The 13,537-nt window shown below is 72.0% G+C and carries 16 protein-coding genes and 2 pseudogenes; 6 read left to right on the top strand and 12 right to left on the bottom strand.

The features are described 5' to 3' along the window. Positions 1-8: 8 nt before the first annotated feature. Both NW895_RS31915 and NW895_RS31910 read right to left on the bottom strand, forming a co-directional pair. Positions 9-548: a TIGR00730 family Rossman fold protein gene (locus NW895_RS31915; RefSeq protein WP_289940004.1), complete on the bottom strand. Its 540-nt coding sequence runs from the start codon at positions 546-548 to the stop codon at positions 9-11. Then, on the bottom strand, positions 545-1,348 hold the full coding sequence (locus NW895_RS31910) for a class I SAM-dependent methyltransferase (RefSeq protein WP_289940003.1): 804 nt from the start codon (positions 1,346-1,348) through the stop codon (positions 545-547). Before NW895_RS31910 ends, NW895_RS31915 begins: the two co-directional genes overlap by 4 nt. A gap of 84 nt (positions 1,349-1,432) precedes the next feature. Here NW895_RS31910 and NW895_RS31905 point away from each other — a divergent pair, with 84 nt between their 5' ends. Together NW895_RS31905 and NW895_RS31900 are read left to right on the top strand one after the other, a co-directional pair. Continuing rightward, a complete protein-coding gene (locus NW895_RS31905; RefSeq protein WP_289940002.1) occupies positions 1,433-1,756 on the top strand; it encodes a DUF427 domain-containing protein in 324 nt (107 codons plus the stop codon). Between the two features lie 52 nt (positions 1,757-1,808). Next, positions 1,809-2,588: an alpha/beta hydrolase gene (locus tag NW895_RS31900; protein ID WP_289940001.1), complete on the top strand. Its 780-nt coding sequence runs from the start codon at positions 1,809-1,811 to the stop codon at positions 2,586-2,588. Positions 2,589-2,628: 40 nt separating this feature from the next. Here NW895_RS31900 and mnmA read toward each other — a convergent pair whose 3' ends face one another. After that, complete coding sequence (mnmA, locus tag NW895_RS31895; protein WP_289939998.1) at positions 2,629-3,759, bottom strand: tRNA 2-thiouridine(34) synthase MnmA; 1,131 nt, start codon at positions 3,757-3,759, stop codon at positions 2,629-2,631. Between the two features lie 60 nt (positions 3,760-3,819). Between mnmA and NW895_RS31890 the strand changes: the two genes are divergently transcribed. Beyond that, complete coding sequence (locus NW895_RS31890) at positions 3,820-4,485, top strand: N-acetylmuramoyl-L-alanine amidase (RefSeq protein WP_289939997.1); 666 nt, start codon at positions 3,820-3,822, stop codon at positions 4,483-4,485. Positions 4,486-4,523: 38 nt separating this feature from the next. Here NW895_RS31890 and NW895_RS31885 read toward each other — a convergent pair whose 3' ends face one another. The 3 genes from NW895_RS31885 to NW895_RS31875 all read right to left on the bottom strand — a co-directional run bounded on the left by NW895_RS31885 (position 4,524) and on the right by NW895_RS31875 (position 6,302). Then, positions 4,524-5,693: a cysteine desulfurase family protein gene (locus tag NW895_RS31885; RefSeq protein WP_289939995.1), complete on the bottom strand. Its 1,170-nt coding sequence runs from the start codon at positions 5,691-5,693 to the stop codon at positions 4,524-4,526. Positions 5,694-5,820: 127 nt separating this feature from the next. Beyond that, positions 5,821-6,087, bottom strand: coding sequence for a DUF4190 domain-containing protein (locus tag NW895_RS31880; RefSeq protein WP_289939994.1), 267 nt, complete (start codon positions 6,085-6,087; stop codon positions 5,821-5,823). Positions 6,088-6,137: 50 nt separating this feature from the next. Further along, complete coding sequence (locus NW895_RS31875) at positions 6,138-6,302, bottom strand: hypothetical protein (RefSeq protein ID WP_289939992.1); 165 nt, start codon at positions 6,300-6,302, stop codon at positions 6,138-6,140. Positions 6,303-6,434: 132 nt separating this feature from the next. On the opposite strand from NW895_RS31875, the gene NW895_RS31870 reads away from it, so the two are divergent. Next, positions 6,435-7,061, top strand: a complete 627-nt coding sequence (locus NW895_RS31870) for a TetR family transcriptional regulator (protein WP_289939990.1) — start codon at positions 6,435-6,437, stop codon at positions 7,059-7,061. 69 nt (positions 7,062-7,130) lie between these two features. On the opposite strand, the gene NW895_RS31865 is transcribed toward NW895_RS31870, so the two are convergent. Together NW895_RS31865 and NW895_RS31860 are read right to left on the bottom strand one after the other, a co-directional pair. Then, complete coding sequence (locus NW895_RS31865; protein ID WP_289939988.1) at positions 7,131-7,520, bottom strand: hypothetical protein; 390 nt, start codon at positions 7,518-7,520, stop codon at positions 7,131-7,133. Positions 7,521-7,578: 58 nt separating this feature from the next. Further along, positions 7,579-8,667: a YafY family protein gene (locus NW895_RS31860; protein WP_289939987.1), complete on the bottom strand. Its 1,089-nt coding sequence runs from the start codon at positions 8,665-8,667 to the stop codon at positions 7,579-7,581. Positions 8,668-8,765: 98 nt separating this feature from the next. Between NW895_RS31860 and NW895_RS31855 the strand changes: the two genes are divergently transcribed. Continuing rightward, on the top strand, positions 8,766-9,353 hold the full coding sequence (locus tag NW895_RS31855) for a TIGR03086 family metal-binding protein (protein ID WP_289939986.1): 588 nt from the start codon (positions 8,766-8,768) through the stop codon (positions 9,351-9,353). On the opposite strand, the gene NW895_RS31850 is transcribed toward NW895_RS31855, so the two are convergent. After that, positions 9,340-10,200, bottom strand: a complete 861-nt coding sequence (locus NW895_RS31850) for a thioesterase family protein (RefSeq protein ID WP_289939985.1) — start codon at positions 10,198-10,200, stop codon at positions 9,340-9,342. The two genes, NW895_RS31855 and NW895_RS31850, sit on opposite strands and share 14 nt — an antisense overlap. Here NW895_RS31850 and NW895_RS31845 point away from each other — a divergent pair. Further along, positions 10,199-11,374: pseudogene (locus NW895_RS31845) on the top strand (alpha/beta hydrolase-fold protein); the annotation flags it as partial. The gene NW895_RS31850 and the pseudogene NW895_RS31845 sit on opposite strands and share 2 nt — an antisense overlap. 61 nt (positions 11,375-11,435) lie before the next feature. On the opposite strand, the pseudogene NW895_RS41310 reads toward NW895_RS31845, so the two are convergent. From NW895_RS41310 to NW895_RS31835, 3 genes and pseudogenes are all read right to left on the bottom strand, one after another. Beyond that, positions 11,436-11,567: pseudogene (locus NW895_RS41310) on the bottom strand (trimeric intracellular cation channel family protein); the annotation flags it as partial. Between the two features lie 79 nt (positions 11,568-11,646). Beyond that, positions 11,647-12,303 (bottom strand): trimeric intracellular cation channel family protein, encoded by a 657-nt coding sequence (locus NW895_RS31840; protein WP_289939983.1) that lies wholly within the window; start codon positions 12,301-12,303, stop codon positions 11,647-11,649. Positions 12,304-12,366: 63 nt separating this feature from the next. Beyond that, positions 12,367-13,533 (bottom strand): dipeptide ABC transporter ATP-binding protein, encoded by a 1,167-nt coding sequence (locus tag NW895_RS31835; RefSeq protein WP_289939982.1) that lies wholly within the window; start codon positions 13,531-13,533, stop codon positions 12,367-12,369. Between the last annotated feature and the right edge of the window lie 4 nt (positions 13,534-13,537).

Here is a 13,537-nt window from a genome sequence, read left to right as displayed (position 1 = left end):
CCGGATGCTCACTCCACGCCCCGGCTCTCCTCCAGGTAGGCCAGCGCCCCCACCGGCTCCTCCGCGAAGAACACCAGGTCGGTGAGCGGGCGCGGGAGGAACCCCTCGTCCTCCATGCGGCGGAACTGCTCCTTGAGGCCGTCGTAGAAGCCCGCGGTGTTGAGCAGCACGACCGGCTTGTCGGTGTGCCCGTGCTTCTTCAGCTCCAGGATCTCGGTCGCCTCGTCGAGCGTGCCGGTGCCGCCCACCATGATCACGACGGCGTCGGCCTTCTCCAGGAGGAGCCTCTTGCGTTCGGCGAGGTCCTTCGCGATCACCATCTCGTCGACGCCCGGCCGCGCCTTGGCGGCGAGGAACCGCACGGAGACGCCCACCAGCCGGCCGCCGGCCTCCTGCACGCCGTCGGCGACCACCTTCATCAGGCCCACGTCCGAGCCGCCCCACACGAGGGTGTGCCCGCCCTTGCCGAGGAGTTTCGCGAACTCCCGCGCGGGGCGGGTGTAGCGCTCGTCGAGGTCGGCGGCGGAGAGAAAGACGCAGATGTTCATGAGCCCACGGTACGGGCCTGCTCGGACATCGCGGTGACCCGCATTTTCGACTGGCGGTGCGGGAGTTGCTCCCAGTCGTGCATGAGCCGGGCCGACAGGCCGTACTGCGCGGCGAGTTCGACGAGCGTCTCGGCCCGGTAGTAGAAGTCCTCGTGCAGCACGTGGTGTTCCTCACCCTTCGTCCGGTCGAACGTGAAGTCGAAGAACCCGCCGGGTGCGAGGATGCGGCCGACGTGGGCGAAGCACTCCTCGATGACGTGCCGGGGCGAGTGCGAGAAGACGCTGTGCGCGTGCACGACGTCGAAGTGCCCGTCGGGCAGGAAGGCGAAGGTGAGGTCGTCGGCGAGCACCAGGTACGGCAGCTTGGACTGCAGGCCCTCGCGTACCAGGGTGTCCTGGGCGGAGAGCAGGATGTGCGGCGAGATGTCGATGCCGTAGTAGTTGCCGTGGTTGAGGTACTCGATGAACAGCCGCCCGGCACGCAGGTTGCCGCAGCCGATCTCCAGCATCCGGTCCTGCGGCTTCAGCCCGTGCCGCATCAGGTAGTCGAACTGCATCCGGCCGACCCGCGCCCACTTCTCGCGCGAGGGGTTGTGGCCCACCGCCGCCTCGGCGCTGCGTGCCGTGTCGGAGGCCATCACGGCGCGGTAGTACGAGATGTGGTCGCGGTACCGCATCCGCAGCAGCGCGTCGCGCAGGGCCCGCCGGGCGTGGGCGGGAACGCGCTCCGGGTACCGCAGGGCGTAGCGGACCTGGTGGGCGAGACTGCTGCGGTTCCTGGCGGGTTCGGTGGCTCCCATGGGACGCCTCCTGCTGGGGAGGGGAAGAACTCGGCTTCAGCCTGCGCTGTATCCGGAGACTCGGCTACCCAAGGAGGGTCGATCGTGACCGAAGGCCACCACATCACCATCGAGCGGAGCAGCCGGCACGTGCGCGTGGTGCACGGCGAGCAGGTCCTGGCGGAGAGCGACCGGCCCCTGGTCCTGCGGGAGACCGGCTGTCCGGACCGGTACTACATCCCGGCCGAGGACGTACGGCTCGACCTGCTGACGCCGTCCGGCACGCACACGTACTGCCCCTTCAAGGGGACCGCGTCCTACTGGTCCCTTCCGGAGGCACCGGACCTCGTCTGGGCGTATCCGGACCCGAAGCCGGACGTGGCGGAGATCAAGGACCACCTCTGCTTCTACGAAGTGGAAGTGGTGTGACCGGAAGTGTCGGCACCGCTTAATCGCGTGCCGTACGGCAGTCTGCACAGCCATGGACAAGAACACCCTTTCGCGGGACGGCACCCGCATCGCGTACGAAACCACCGGACGGGGCCGCCCGGTCATCCTCGTGAGCGGCGCGATGTCGACGGGCGCCACGCTGGCCCCGCTGGCCGTGCCGCTCTCGGAGCGTTTCAGCGTCGTCGTGTACGACCGCCGGGGCCGCGGCGAGAGCGGTGAGACGGCGCCGTACGCGGTGGAGCGGGAGGTCGAGGACCTGGCGGCGCTGATCGAGGCAGCGGGCGGTGAGGCGTCGCTGTACGGCATCTCGTCGGGCGGCGCGCTGGTGCTTCAGGCGGTGGCGGGCGGGCTGCCGGTGCGCCGGGCCGCCGTGTACGAGGTGCCGTACGCGATGTCCGAGGACGGCGTGAAGGAGCGCGCGGAGTACACCGAAAGGCTGACGAAGGCGCTGACGGAGGGGCGGCGCGGGGACGCGGTCGAGCTGTTCCTGAGGCTCACCGGTCTGGGCGAGGGCGTCATCCGGGGCGCCCGTCAGTCCCCCATGTGGGCGGGTATGGAGTCGATCGCCCCGAGCCTCGCGCACGACGACGCCGTCATGGGCGACGCCCGGGTCCCCCGGTCCCGGCTGGCCTCGGTGACCGTCCCCGTGCTGTCCCTGGCGGGCGGCGCGAGCCCCGCCTGGCTGCGTGAGGCGGCCCAGGCTGTGGCGCAGGCCGTGCCCGAGGGCACGTACCGCTCGCTGCCGGGCCAGAGCCACATGGTGGAGCCGGAGGTTCTGGCGCCGGTGCTGACGGAGTTCTTCGCGGCGTGACGGAAACGGCCGGGCACGCGCGCGTGGCCGGCGGCTCGGCTCAGGCCACGCCGGCCGTCGCGCGCACCGTCGACGCGATCGTCGCCGACCCCACCACGCGCGTGCCGTCGTACAGGACGATCGCCTGGCCGGGGGCGACACCGCGGACCGGCTGTGCGAACGACACCTGAAGGTCGCCGTCGACCGGCTCGGCGGTCACCTCGGTCTCGCCGCCGTGGGCGCGGAGCTGGGCGGTGTAGGTGCCGGGGCCGGTGGGGGCGGCGCCGCACCAGCGGGGCTTGATCGCGCGCAGCCCGGTGACGTCCAGGGCGTCGGCCGGGCCGACCGTCACCGTGTTGTTGACCGGGGAGATGTCGAGGACGTAGCGCGGCTTGCCGTCGGGGGCGGGCGTGCCGATGCGCAGTCCCTTGCGCTGGCCGATCGTGAAGCCGTACGCGCCCTCGTGGGTGCCCAGTTTGTTGCCGGCCTCGTCGACGATGTCGCCCTCGGCCTTGCCCAGCCGCTGCGCCAGGAAGCCCTGCGTGTCGCCGTCGGCGATGAAGCAGATGTCGTGCGAGTCCGGCTTCTTGGCGACGGCGAGCCCGCGGCGCTCGGCCTCCGCGCGGATCTCGTCCTTGGTGGTGACCGTGTCGCCGAGCGGGAACATGGCGTGGGCGAGCTGCTTGTCGTCCAGGACACCGAGGACGTACGACTGGTCCTTGGCCATGTCGGACGCGCGGTGCAGTTCGCGGGTGCCGTCGGCGAGCGTGACGATCTTGGCGTAGTGGCCGGTGCACACCGCGTCGAAGCCCAGGGCCAGCGCCTTGTCCAGCAGGGCCGCGAACTTGATCTTCTCGTTGCAGCGCAGGCACGGGTTCGGGGTGCGGCCGGCCTCGTACTCGGCGACGAAGTCCTCGACGACGTCCTCCCGGAAGCGGTCGGCGAGGTCCCACACGTAGAACGGGATGCCGATGACGTCGGCGGCGCGGCGGGCGTCGCGCGAGTCCTCGATGGTGCAGCAGCCCCGCGCGCCCGTCCGGAAGGACTGCGGGTTCGCGGAGAGCGCGAGATGGACGCCGGTCACGTCGTGACCCGCCTCGGCCGCGCGGGCGGCGGCGACGGCGGAGTCGACCCCGCCCGACATGGCGGCGAGGACGCGGAGGGGACGGGTGCGCTGCGGGGTGTCAGTCATAACCCTTCCAGGGTACGGGGGCGCGGGAACCGGAGCCCGCGGGTATCCGTTGACGATCACATGGGGGCGAGACGAGCATCCAAGGACGCGGACCGGCGCATCGGGCGGCGGGCCCTGCTCATCGGCGGGACGGCGGCCGCCGTGGGCTCGGCCGTGCTGGCCCGTGACGAGCTGGGCCGCCTGTGGTGGCGGGTGCCCGGGGTCGAGAAGCCCCGCAAGGCGGGCGAGGTCGACTACACCGGCGCCCGGTGGGTGGCGGCGTCGGAGGCGAACTGGCGGCTCGCGGACCGGCCCGACGACTACGGCATCGACATGGTGGTCGTCCATGTGACGCAGGGCAGCTTCGCCAGCGCGGTGAAGGCGTTCCAGGACCCGGAGCACCAGGCGGCCGCGCACTACATCGTCCGCAAGGACGGGCGCATCACGCAGATGATCCGCGAACTGGACGTGGCGTACCACGCGGGCAACCGCGACTACAACGAGCGGAGCATCGGCATCGAGCACGAGGGCTTCGTGGACCGCCCGCAGGACTTCACGGACGAGATGTACGCGGCCTCCGCGCGGCTCACGGCGGGGATATGCAAGCGCTACGGCATCCCCGTCGACCGCGAGCACATCATCGGCCACGTCGAGGTCCCGGGCACCGACCACACCGATCCGGGGCCGCACTGGGACTGGGACCGGTACATGAAGCTGGTGGAGCGGGCGCACACGGCTCGGGCATAGCGCCCCGGCACATCGGCGCTGCTACGTCGGTCCGGCCGTTACGTCAGCCCCGCCGCGCGAGCTCGTTCGACCGCCGGGCCGATGGCCTTCGCGACGGCCTCGACGTCGGCTTCCGTGGAGGTGTGGCCGAGGGAGAAGCGGAGGGTGCCGCGGGCCAGGTCGGGATCGGTGCCGGTGGCGAGGAGGACGTGGCTGGGCTGGGCGACGCCCGCGGTGCAGGCGGAGCCGGTGGAGCACTCGATGCCCTGTGCGTCCAGCAGGAGCAGCAGCGAGTCGCCCTCGCAGCCCGGGAAGGTGAAGTGCGCGTTGGCCGGAAGGCGCCCCTCGGGCGACGGGTCCCCGCCGAGGATCGCGTCGGGGACCGCCGTACGGACCGCTTCGACCAGGGCGTCGCGCAGCGCGCCGATCTCGCGGGCGAACCACTCGCGCTGCTGGGCGGCCAGCCGGCCGGCGACCGCGAAGGAGGCGACCGCGGGGACGTCGAGGGTGCCGGAGCGGACGTGGCGCTCCTGGCCGCCGCCGTGCAGGACGGGCACGGGGCTGTGCTCCCGGCCGAGGATCAGCGCGCCGATGCCGTAGGGGCCGCCGATCTTGTGGCCGGACACGGTCATCGCGGCGAGGCCGGAGGCGGCGAAGTCGACGGGGACCTGACCGAAGGCCTGGACCGCGTCGGCGTGCAGCGGGACGCCGAACTCCCCTGCGACGTCGGCGAGTTCCCGGACCGGCATGATCGTGCCGATCTCGTTGTTCGCCCACATCACGGTGGCCAGGGCCACGTCGTCGGGGTCGCGGGCGATGGCCTCGCGCAGGGCCTCGGGGTGGACGCGGCCGTAGGTGTCGACCGGGAGGTACTCGACGGTGGCGCCCTCGTGCTCGCCGAGCCAGTGGACGGCGTCCAGGACGGCGTGGTGCTCGACGGGGCTGGCCAGAACGCGGGTACGGGCCGGGTCGGCGCCGCGGCGGGACCAGTACAGGCCCTTGACCGCGAGGTTGTCGGCCTCGGTGCCGCCGGAGGTGAAGACGACCTCGCTCGGGCGGGCGCGGAGCGCTTCCGCGAGGGTCTCGCGGGCCTCCTCGACCGTACGGCGGGCCTGCCGGCCGGATGCGTGGAGGGAGGAGGCGTTGCCGGTGACGCTCAGGTGCGCGGTGAGTGCCTCGACTGCCTCGGGAAGCATCGGGGTGGTCGCGGCGTGGTCGAGGTAAGCCATGGTGCCCCGATTCTACGGGGCGTTCCTGGCCGGTCTCAGGTCAAGGTCGGCCGGTTCTCCGGCGGTCGTCCGGCCGCGCGCCCCGTCGTCCTCGGGGTCCCCGGCCGGTCGCGGCCCTGCCGGCGGTTCAGAAGCTCCAGGACACCGTGTGGTCGGCCTGCACGAAGGCCAGCAGGACCAGCAGGTCGGCGACGCCCAGGCCGATGCCCAGGTACGCGCGGCCACGCCGGGCGGTGCCGCGCCACAGGGCCACTCCGGCCAGCACGATGGCGGCGGGGCCGAGGAAGACGTTGAAGACGAGGAGGCCGATGAGGCCCAGGATGAAGGACGCGACGGCCATGCCGTCGGCATCGCGGATACCGGTGCGGCGGGTCGCCGGTGCGGTGAGGTGCATGGTGATCAGCTCCCGACGGTCAGTGGGACGTTCGGACGGACAGGTGGTGGTCAGTGGGACGTGCCGCGGCGGCGGCCGTGCCGTTCGCGCATCGCGAAGACGGCGAGCCAGACGGCGATGCCGATGGCGACGGCGACACTGAAGCCGAGCGGTGCGTGGGCCACGGTGCCCACCACCACGCCCAGCATCAGCAGTGCGGCGACGAGGAACAGCATGGGACCAGATCCCTTCCGGGTCCTGTTGAGGACGGTTCGGTGAACGTTTGTAGTTACACTTGTTCACTGACTGCCCAGTCTAGCGCCCCCTACGGCTTTCCAATTACAGAGAACAGTTGTTAACTGCATGGTATGAGTCACACCTTCGGCATCCGGCAGGCCCAGAAGCAGAAGACCCGGCAGTCACTCCTGGACGCGGCCCTGGAACTGCTGGAGGAGCAGAGCCTGAGCAGCCTGGGCCTGCGCGAGGTCACGCGCGCGGTCGGCGTCGCCCCGACCGCCTTCTACCGGCACTTCCGCTCCACGGCCGACCTCGGCGTGGCGCTGGTCGAGGAGGCTCTGGGCAGCCTGCACCCGATGATCCGGACGACGGTGTCCACGGCGGGCGACAGCGACGAACGCATCACACGCGCCATCGAGCTGATCGCCCGCCACGTGAACGCGTACCCCGCACATGTCCGGTTTATCGCCCGCGAGCGACATGGCGGAGTCCAGCCGGTCCGGGAGGCCATCCGGGAACAACTGGCCCGGTTCGCCGAGGAGGTCAAGACCGAACTCGCCAAGGACCCGGCGTCCGAGGGCTGGAGCGACGACGACCTGCTGATGCTCGCGGGCCTCTACGTCGACCAGATGCTGATCACGGCCTCGCTCTTCCTGGAAGCGCTCGAAGCCCCGGAGGAGGAGCGGGCGCGGATCACCCGGCTCGCGACCCGCCGCATGCGCCTGATCAGCATCGGCCGTCACCACTGGCTGGACTGACCGCCGGCAGCGCACAGGGGCGGCACGCCCGTCCGCCGGGCACGCCACCCCTGCCGTACGACTCCCGGGTCAGCCCTGCCGAGCCTGCTGCCCCTGCTGTCCCTGTCCGCCCGCGCCGCCGCCCGGTCCGCCGCAGCCCCCACCCTGACCACCGCCCGGGCCGCCCTGACCACCCCCGGGGGCGCCGCTGGGCATGCCCGAGGGCGCTCCGCTCGGCCGTCCCGAGGCGCCCGCCGACGGAGCACCGGACGGAGCGCCGGAAGGCGCCCCCGAGGGTGCCCCGCTCGGCCGCCCCGACGGGTTGCCGCTCGTCATCCCGGACGGCGCCTGGCAGGCCTGCTGCCCGGCGCTGCCGCTGTTCGAGGACGACGATCCCGAGTCGCCCGAGCCGCAGGCCACCAGGGCCGGCGGGGCGAGCACCAGCAGGGTCACGGCGGGGACGAGACGCGCACGCTTCATGAGAACCAGCTCCAAGACCGATGAGGGAGACCTGAGGCGGGCACTCAACCAACGGCACTTAGGGCTGACTTGGGGCCGGCCTGTGCCCGGCCTGTGCGGGAGGCGAAGCAGACCCAAGAGCGCCCATCTGACCTGGCCTTCTCCCCGCACCCCCGTCCCCCTCGCCGGGGCCGCGCTGGTACAGCTCCGTGACAGAAGCAGCCGCCCGGGCCAGTTCCTCACGCACCTCGGGCGGGGCGATGACCTCCACGGTGTCGGCGAACTGCAGCAGTTGACGGGCCTCGCCGACGACGCCGTACGACAGCCGGACGGTCACCCAGTCGCTCGCACCACCGTCCCCGGACGGCTCGGGCGGCTCGGGCGGTGCGGCCAGCGAGGCCGTGTTGATGCGCAGGAACATGTCCAGGCGGTCCCGGCGCACACGGACGGTGACGTCGAGTCCGCCGGGGCGCTCCTCCACCTGGCGGCGCAGCACCTCCCAGGCGTCGGCGAGTTCGACGCCCGGCCGGCGCCGCACGGGGTCGTCCAGGACGGTCGCCGAGCGCACCCGGTCGGCTCGGAAGAGCCGTGGCGCCGCCCGCCGGTCGGCGACCAGGTACCAGACGCCCGCCTTGGAGACGAGGCCGTACGGGTCGACGGTGTAGGTCCGCGTCTTCTGCTCGCCGCTGTGCCGGTAGCGCAGACGCAGCCGGCGGTCCGCGAAGACCGCGTCCTGGAGCACCTCCAGGTCCACGGCCGTCTGCGGGCCGCTCTTCCAGCGGGTGGCGTCGACGAGGACGCGCCGGCTGGTCACCTCGGCGGCCGGGCGGTGCGGTGCCGGAAGGGCCGCCATCACCTTGCGCAGCGCCGAGCCGAGCGCGGCGTCCAGACCGAGGGCGGCGTGCGCGCCCTGCGCGGCCAGAATGAACAGCGCGCGGGACTCGTCGGCGGTCAGCCCCGTGACGTCCGTACGGAACCCGGCGAGCAGCTCGATGCCGCCGTGCCGTCCCCGTTCGGCGTACACCGGCACGCCGGCGGCGGACAGGGCCTCCACATCGCGGTAGATGGTGCGCACCGACACCTCCAGCCGCTCGGCGAGTTCGCGTGCGGGGACGCGGCCGCGGGTCTGCAGGAGCAGCAGGATCGACAGCAGGCGGTCGGACTTCACGCACTCAGAATCCCGTTGCTCGGGGATTCCGGCAAATGTTGACGGAGGTTGTCAGGTTATCCGGCGAAGCTCACGGCCACTGACGAAAGGAGCCGTCCATGAACGTCACCGATCCCCGCCCCCTCTACGCCCACGCCGCGGACCAGGCCGCCGCGCTCATCAAGACCGTGCGACCGGAGCAGTTGGACGGGCCGACCCCGTGCACCGAGTTCGACGTGCGGGCGCTGCTGAGCCACCTCGTCGGCGGCACGCTGCGCATCGCGGTCGTCGGCGAGGGCGGCGACGGCCTGTCCGTTCGGCCGTTCGTGGAAGGCGTCGAGGACGACGGCTGGCCGGCCGCCTACGACGAGGCACGCACGCGTGTGCAGCGGGCCTGGGCCGACGGCGCACGCCTGGACGCGCCGGTGCGGGTGCCGTGGGGCGAGGCACCGGGGCGGGCCGCGTTGGCGGGGTACGTGATGGAGGCCGTCGCCCACACCTGGGACCTCTCCGAGGCCCTCGGCCACCCGCTGGTACTCGACCCGGAGCCTGCCGAGTTCGCGCTCGCCGTCGCGCACCGGGTGCTCCCGGAGGAGGGTCGCGGTGGCGACACCCCGTTCGATGCGGTGCTGCCCGCCCCGGAAGGGGCGGACGCCCACGGCCGGTTGGCGGCCTGGCTGGGGCGCCGGCCCCTCAGCCGAGCCTGACCCGCGCCAGTTGCCGGGACTGCGCCACCAGCCGCCCGGCGCTGTCCCACACCTCGGCGTCCTCCTCCAGGAAGCCGCCGGCGAGGTTGCGGGTGGCGATCGACACCCGCACCGGGCCGGGCGCCGGGCGGCACCGGATGTGCACGGTCAGCTCGACCGTCGGCACCCAGCCGGTCAGCCCCAGCTCGAACGCGGTCGGGGGCAGGGCGTCGACCGCCAGGAGCAGCGAGAAGGGGTCGGCATCGCGGCCGTCGGCGAGCCCGAACCAGGACCGCATCTCGCCCCTGCCCGACGGCTTGCCCAGCGCCCAGCCCAGGGTCGACGGGTCGAGCCTGAGCATCAGCCGGTCGGCGATGGGCTCGCCGCCGGAGGTGGGGGCCGGTGCGTCCTCGGGGCCGAAGCACTGCTCCATCGGCGGGATGGCGGGCGGCTCGGCGGTGGTGCGGACGTCGGCCGGCAGCGTGTCCAGGTCGCCGTAGGAGGCGAGGACGCGGATGCGTTCGACCTCTCGGCCCTGCTCGTCGTACTGGAAGAGGGAGGCCTGGCCGGTCGACAGGGTCCGCCCGGTGCGCACGACGTCGGTGCGGACGACCGCCGGGCCCGGCCGGGAGGCGGTCAGATAGTGGGCCGAGACGGTGAACGGGTCGGGGTGCGGCAGGGCGTCCGCGAGGGCGCGGCCCAGGACGGCCAGCAGATAGCCGCCGTTGACCGCGCCGAAGACGGTCCAGCCGGCGGAGAGGTCCGCTTCGTAGACGCCGGGTTCGCGCAGGGTGACCGCGGTGTCCCGGTCGAACTCGCTGTCGCCGACGGTGGCCCGGGTGTCCGCTGCGAAGGCTGCTTCTGGCATGGCTGAACGGTACAACAAGAAATTACTAAGCGGTAGCTTTTGCCCGAGGGTCGCGATGAGACCGAGGGTGAGGGTCCGGCAATTTCTCGGTAAGTGTCCGGACTCGTCCGTGAACCCCGGGCCCGCCCTTCGCCTCTACGGGGGCATGAGCCTCACCGGGACTGCGTTCCTCTACACGCTGATCGTGCTGTCCGTCGTGGCCGTCGCGCTGCCGCTCGTCCTGTGGTCGCGGATACGGGGGCCCCGGGCCCTGCGCGCCGTGGCCCGGGTGCTGATGCTGCTGTTCGCGCAGGGCACGGCCGTGTCGCTGGTCTTCGTGCTGGTGAACAACGCCAACAATCTGTACGACAACTGGGCCGACCTGCTCGGCACCGGGAACCATGTGCAGCAGGCCGCGGACCTGGGCACGAACGGCACCGGCGGAATCGCGCTGAAGCGGCTGCCGAAGGTCCGGCAGACCTTCGGGCCCGCGAACGGACCGGGGATGAACGGGGTGCGGGTCACCCAGCTCAAGGGCCGGGTGTCGGGCGTGAACGCCGAGGTCTATGTCTGGCTGCCGCCGCAGTACGGCCAACCCGCCTACCGGCACCACAGGTTCCCGGTCGTCGAACTGCTGCCGGGGTATCCGGGCTCGGCGAAGGCCTGGTTCGGGTCGCTGCACGCGCAGCAGCAGCTGGGGCGGCTGATGCGCGGCGGCCAGGTGGCGCCGTTCATCCTGGTGGCGCCGCGGACCAATCTGCTGGCCGGGGTGGACACCGGCTGCGCCAACATCCCGGGCACGGTCGACGCCGACACCTGGCTGAGCGTGGACGTGCCGATGATGGTCATGGACAACTTCCGGGCCGAGCCCGCGCCGCGCGGGTGGGCGGTCGCCGGGTACTCGGCGGGCGCGCACTGCGCGGTCAAGCTCGCCGTCGCCCACCCGGACCGCTACCGGGCCGCGGTGAGCCTGTCCGGCTACAACGACCCGGTCGACGAACGTGCCTCGCTCGCCGCCCAGAACCCGGCCCTGCGCGCCGCGAACAACCCCTATGTGCTGCTGCGGGAGTCCCGCACCCCGCCCGCGATCGCCCTCTACCTCTCCGGCCAGCCGCACGACGGCTACGAGGCGGCCGTGTCCCTGGAACAGATCGCCAAGGCGCCGACCACCGTGCGCGTGGTGTACATCCCGAAGAGCGCGGGCGGCCACACGATGGCGCTGTGGCGGCCCCAGGTGGTCCCGGCGTTCCGCTGGCTCACGGAACTGATGGGACAGGCCCGCACCGGCCCTGTTCCTCCCGCATCGTCGACCGCCGGTTCCCCGCACGCGGCGCTCGCCAGTGGAACCGCACCACGATCAACCGCGGCACGAAGGCCGTGACCACCGCCGGCACAGCCCGGCAACCGCCGCCAACACACCCCGGCAACCGCACCCACCCCACCCCGGCACCGGCAGAACCACGCGCACTATTCCTCCCGCACCGTGGACCGCCGATTCCACGCACGCGGCGCCCGCCAGTGGAACCGCATCGCGAGCAACCGCAGCACGAAGGCCGTGACCGCCGCGAGGGTGCTGGTGAGTGGGGTGAGGGCGTCGTAGCGGATGCACAGGGCGACCATCGTGGCGCCGACGATCGCCGGGACCGCGTACAGGTCGCGGTCCCAGCGCAGCAGCGAGGGCACCTCGTTGGCGAGCACGTCCCGCAGCACGCCGCCGCCCACCGCGGTCGCGAGGCCGAGGCAGGCGGAGGCGGTCAGGCCGAGTCCGTACTCGTACGCCTTGGTCGTCCCGGCGACGCAGAACAGGCCGAGCCCGGCCGCGTCGAAGACGTTCACGCCGGCCTGGATGCGCTCCACCTGCGGGTGGAGGAAGAAGACCAGGAGCGCGGCGAGCAGCGGGGTGACGAAGTACCCCAGGTCCGTGAAGGCCGCGGGCGGCACGGCCCCGATGACCAGGTCACGGAAGAGCCCTCCGCCGAGCGCGGTGACCTCGGCGAGGACGGCGATGCCGAAGACGTCGAAGTTCTTGCGGACGGCCAGCAGGGCACCGGAGATCGCGAAGACGAAGATGCCGATCAGTTCGAGCGCATGCTGGACGGAGGGGCTGAAAAGTTCCTGGAGCACCCTTCCATTCTTACGCACAGAAAAACCCCCGCCTTGCAAAGCAAGGCGAGGGCTCAGTCTGGGCTACTTCTCCTTGGACACCTCGTTGGCCACGGCCGCCGACGTCTCCGCCGACTCCGCCAGGACCTCGTCCGCCACCAGCTCCGCCGCCTCCTTCGCGGCGGTCAGCAGCACCGTGTCCTGCGGGGCCTGGTCCTCGAAGTTCTCCGGGTGGTGGCACGCCACCCGCTGACCGGGCCGGAGCTCCTTCAGCGGCGGCTCGGTCGTCCTGCAGATCTCCGTCGCCTTCCAGCACCGGGTGTGGAAGCGGCAGCCGCTCGGCGGGGAGATCGGCGAGGGCACGTCACCCTTGAGCAGGATGCGCTCGCTCTTGGCCGTACGGCGCTTCGGGTCCGGTATCGGCACGGCCGACATCAGCGCCTTGGTGTACGGGTGCATCGGCGTCCGGTAGAGCAGGTCGCGGTCGGCCAGCTCCACGATCTTGCCGAGGTACATCACCGCGATCCGGTCCGAGACGTGCCGGACGACCGACAGGTCGTGCGCGATGATCACGTAGGTCAGGCCCAGCTCCTGCTGGAGGTCGTCGAGCAGGTTGACGACCTGGGCCTGGATCGACACATCGAGCGCGGAGACCGGCTCGTCGGCCACGACCAGCTTCGGGTTCAGCGCGAGCGCGCGGGCGATGCCGATGCGCTGGCGCTGACCGCCGGAGAACTCGTGCGGGTAGCGGTTGTAGTGCTCGGGGTTGAGACCGACCACCGACAGCAGCCGCTGGACCTCCTTCTTGATGCCGCCCTCGGGCGTGACGCCCTGGAGCCGGAAGGGGGCGCCGACGATGGTGCCGATGGTGTGGCGCGGGTTCAGCGACGAGTACGGGTCCTGAAAGATCATCTGCACGTCGCGGCGCAGCGGGCGCATCCCGCTCACCCCGAGGTGCGTGATGTCCTTGCCCTCGAACTCGACCTTGCCGGCGCTCGGTTCGAGCAGCCGGGTGATCAGCCGGCCCATCGTCGACTTGCCGCAGCCGGACTCGCCCACCACGCCCAGGGTCTCGCCGGCCCTGACCTCGAAGTCGATGCCGTCGACCGCGCGCACCGCGCCGACCTGCCGCTGGAGCAGGCCCTTCTTGATCGGGAAGTGCTTCTGGAGCCCGGTCACCTTCAGCAGGATCTCGCCGTCGGCGGTGTCCTTGGTGAGAGTCGCGCCGGTGCTCTCGGCGGGAGTGGTCACAGCC

It is taken from the genome of Streptomyces sp. S.PNR 29, from assembly GCF_030386795.1.
Lineage (GTDB): Bacteria > Actinomycetota > Actinomycetes > Streptomycetales > Streptomycetaceae > Streptomyces.
Note: the sequence above shows the minus strand (reverse complement) of the source record. Positions and strands in the feature narration are given on the sequence as shown.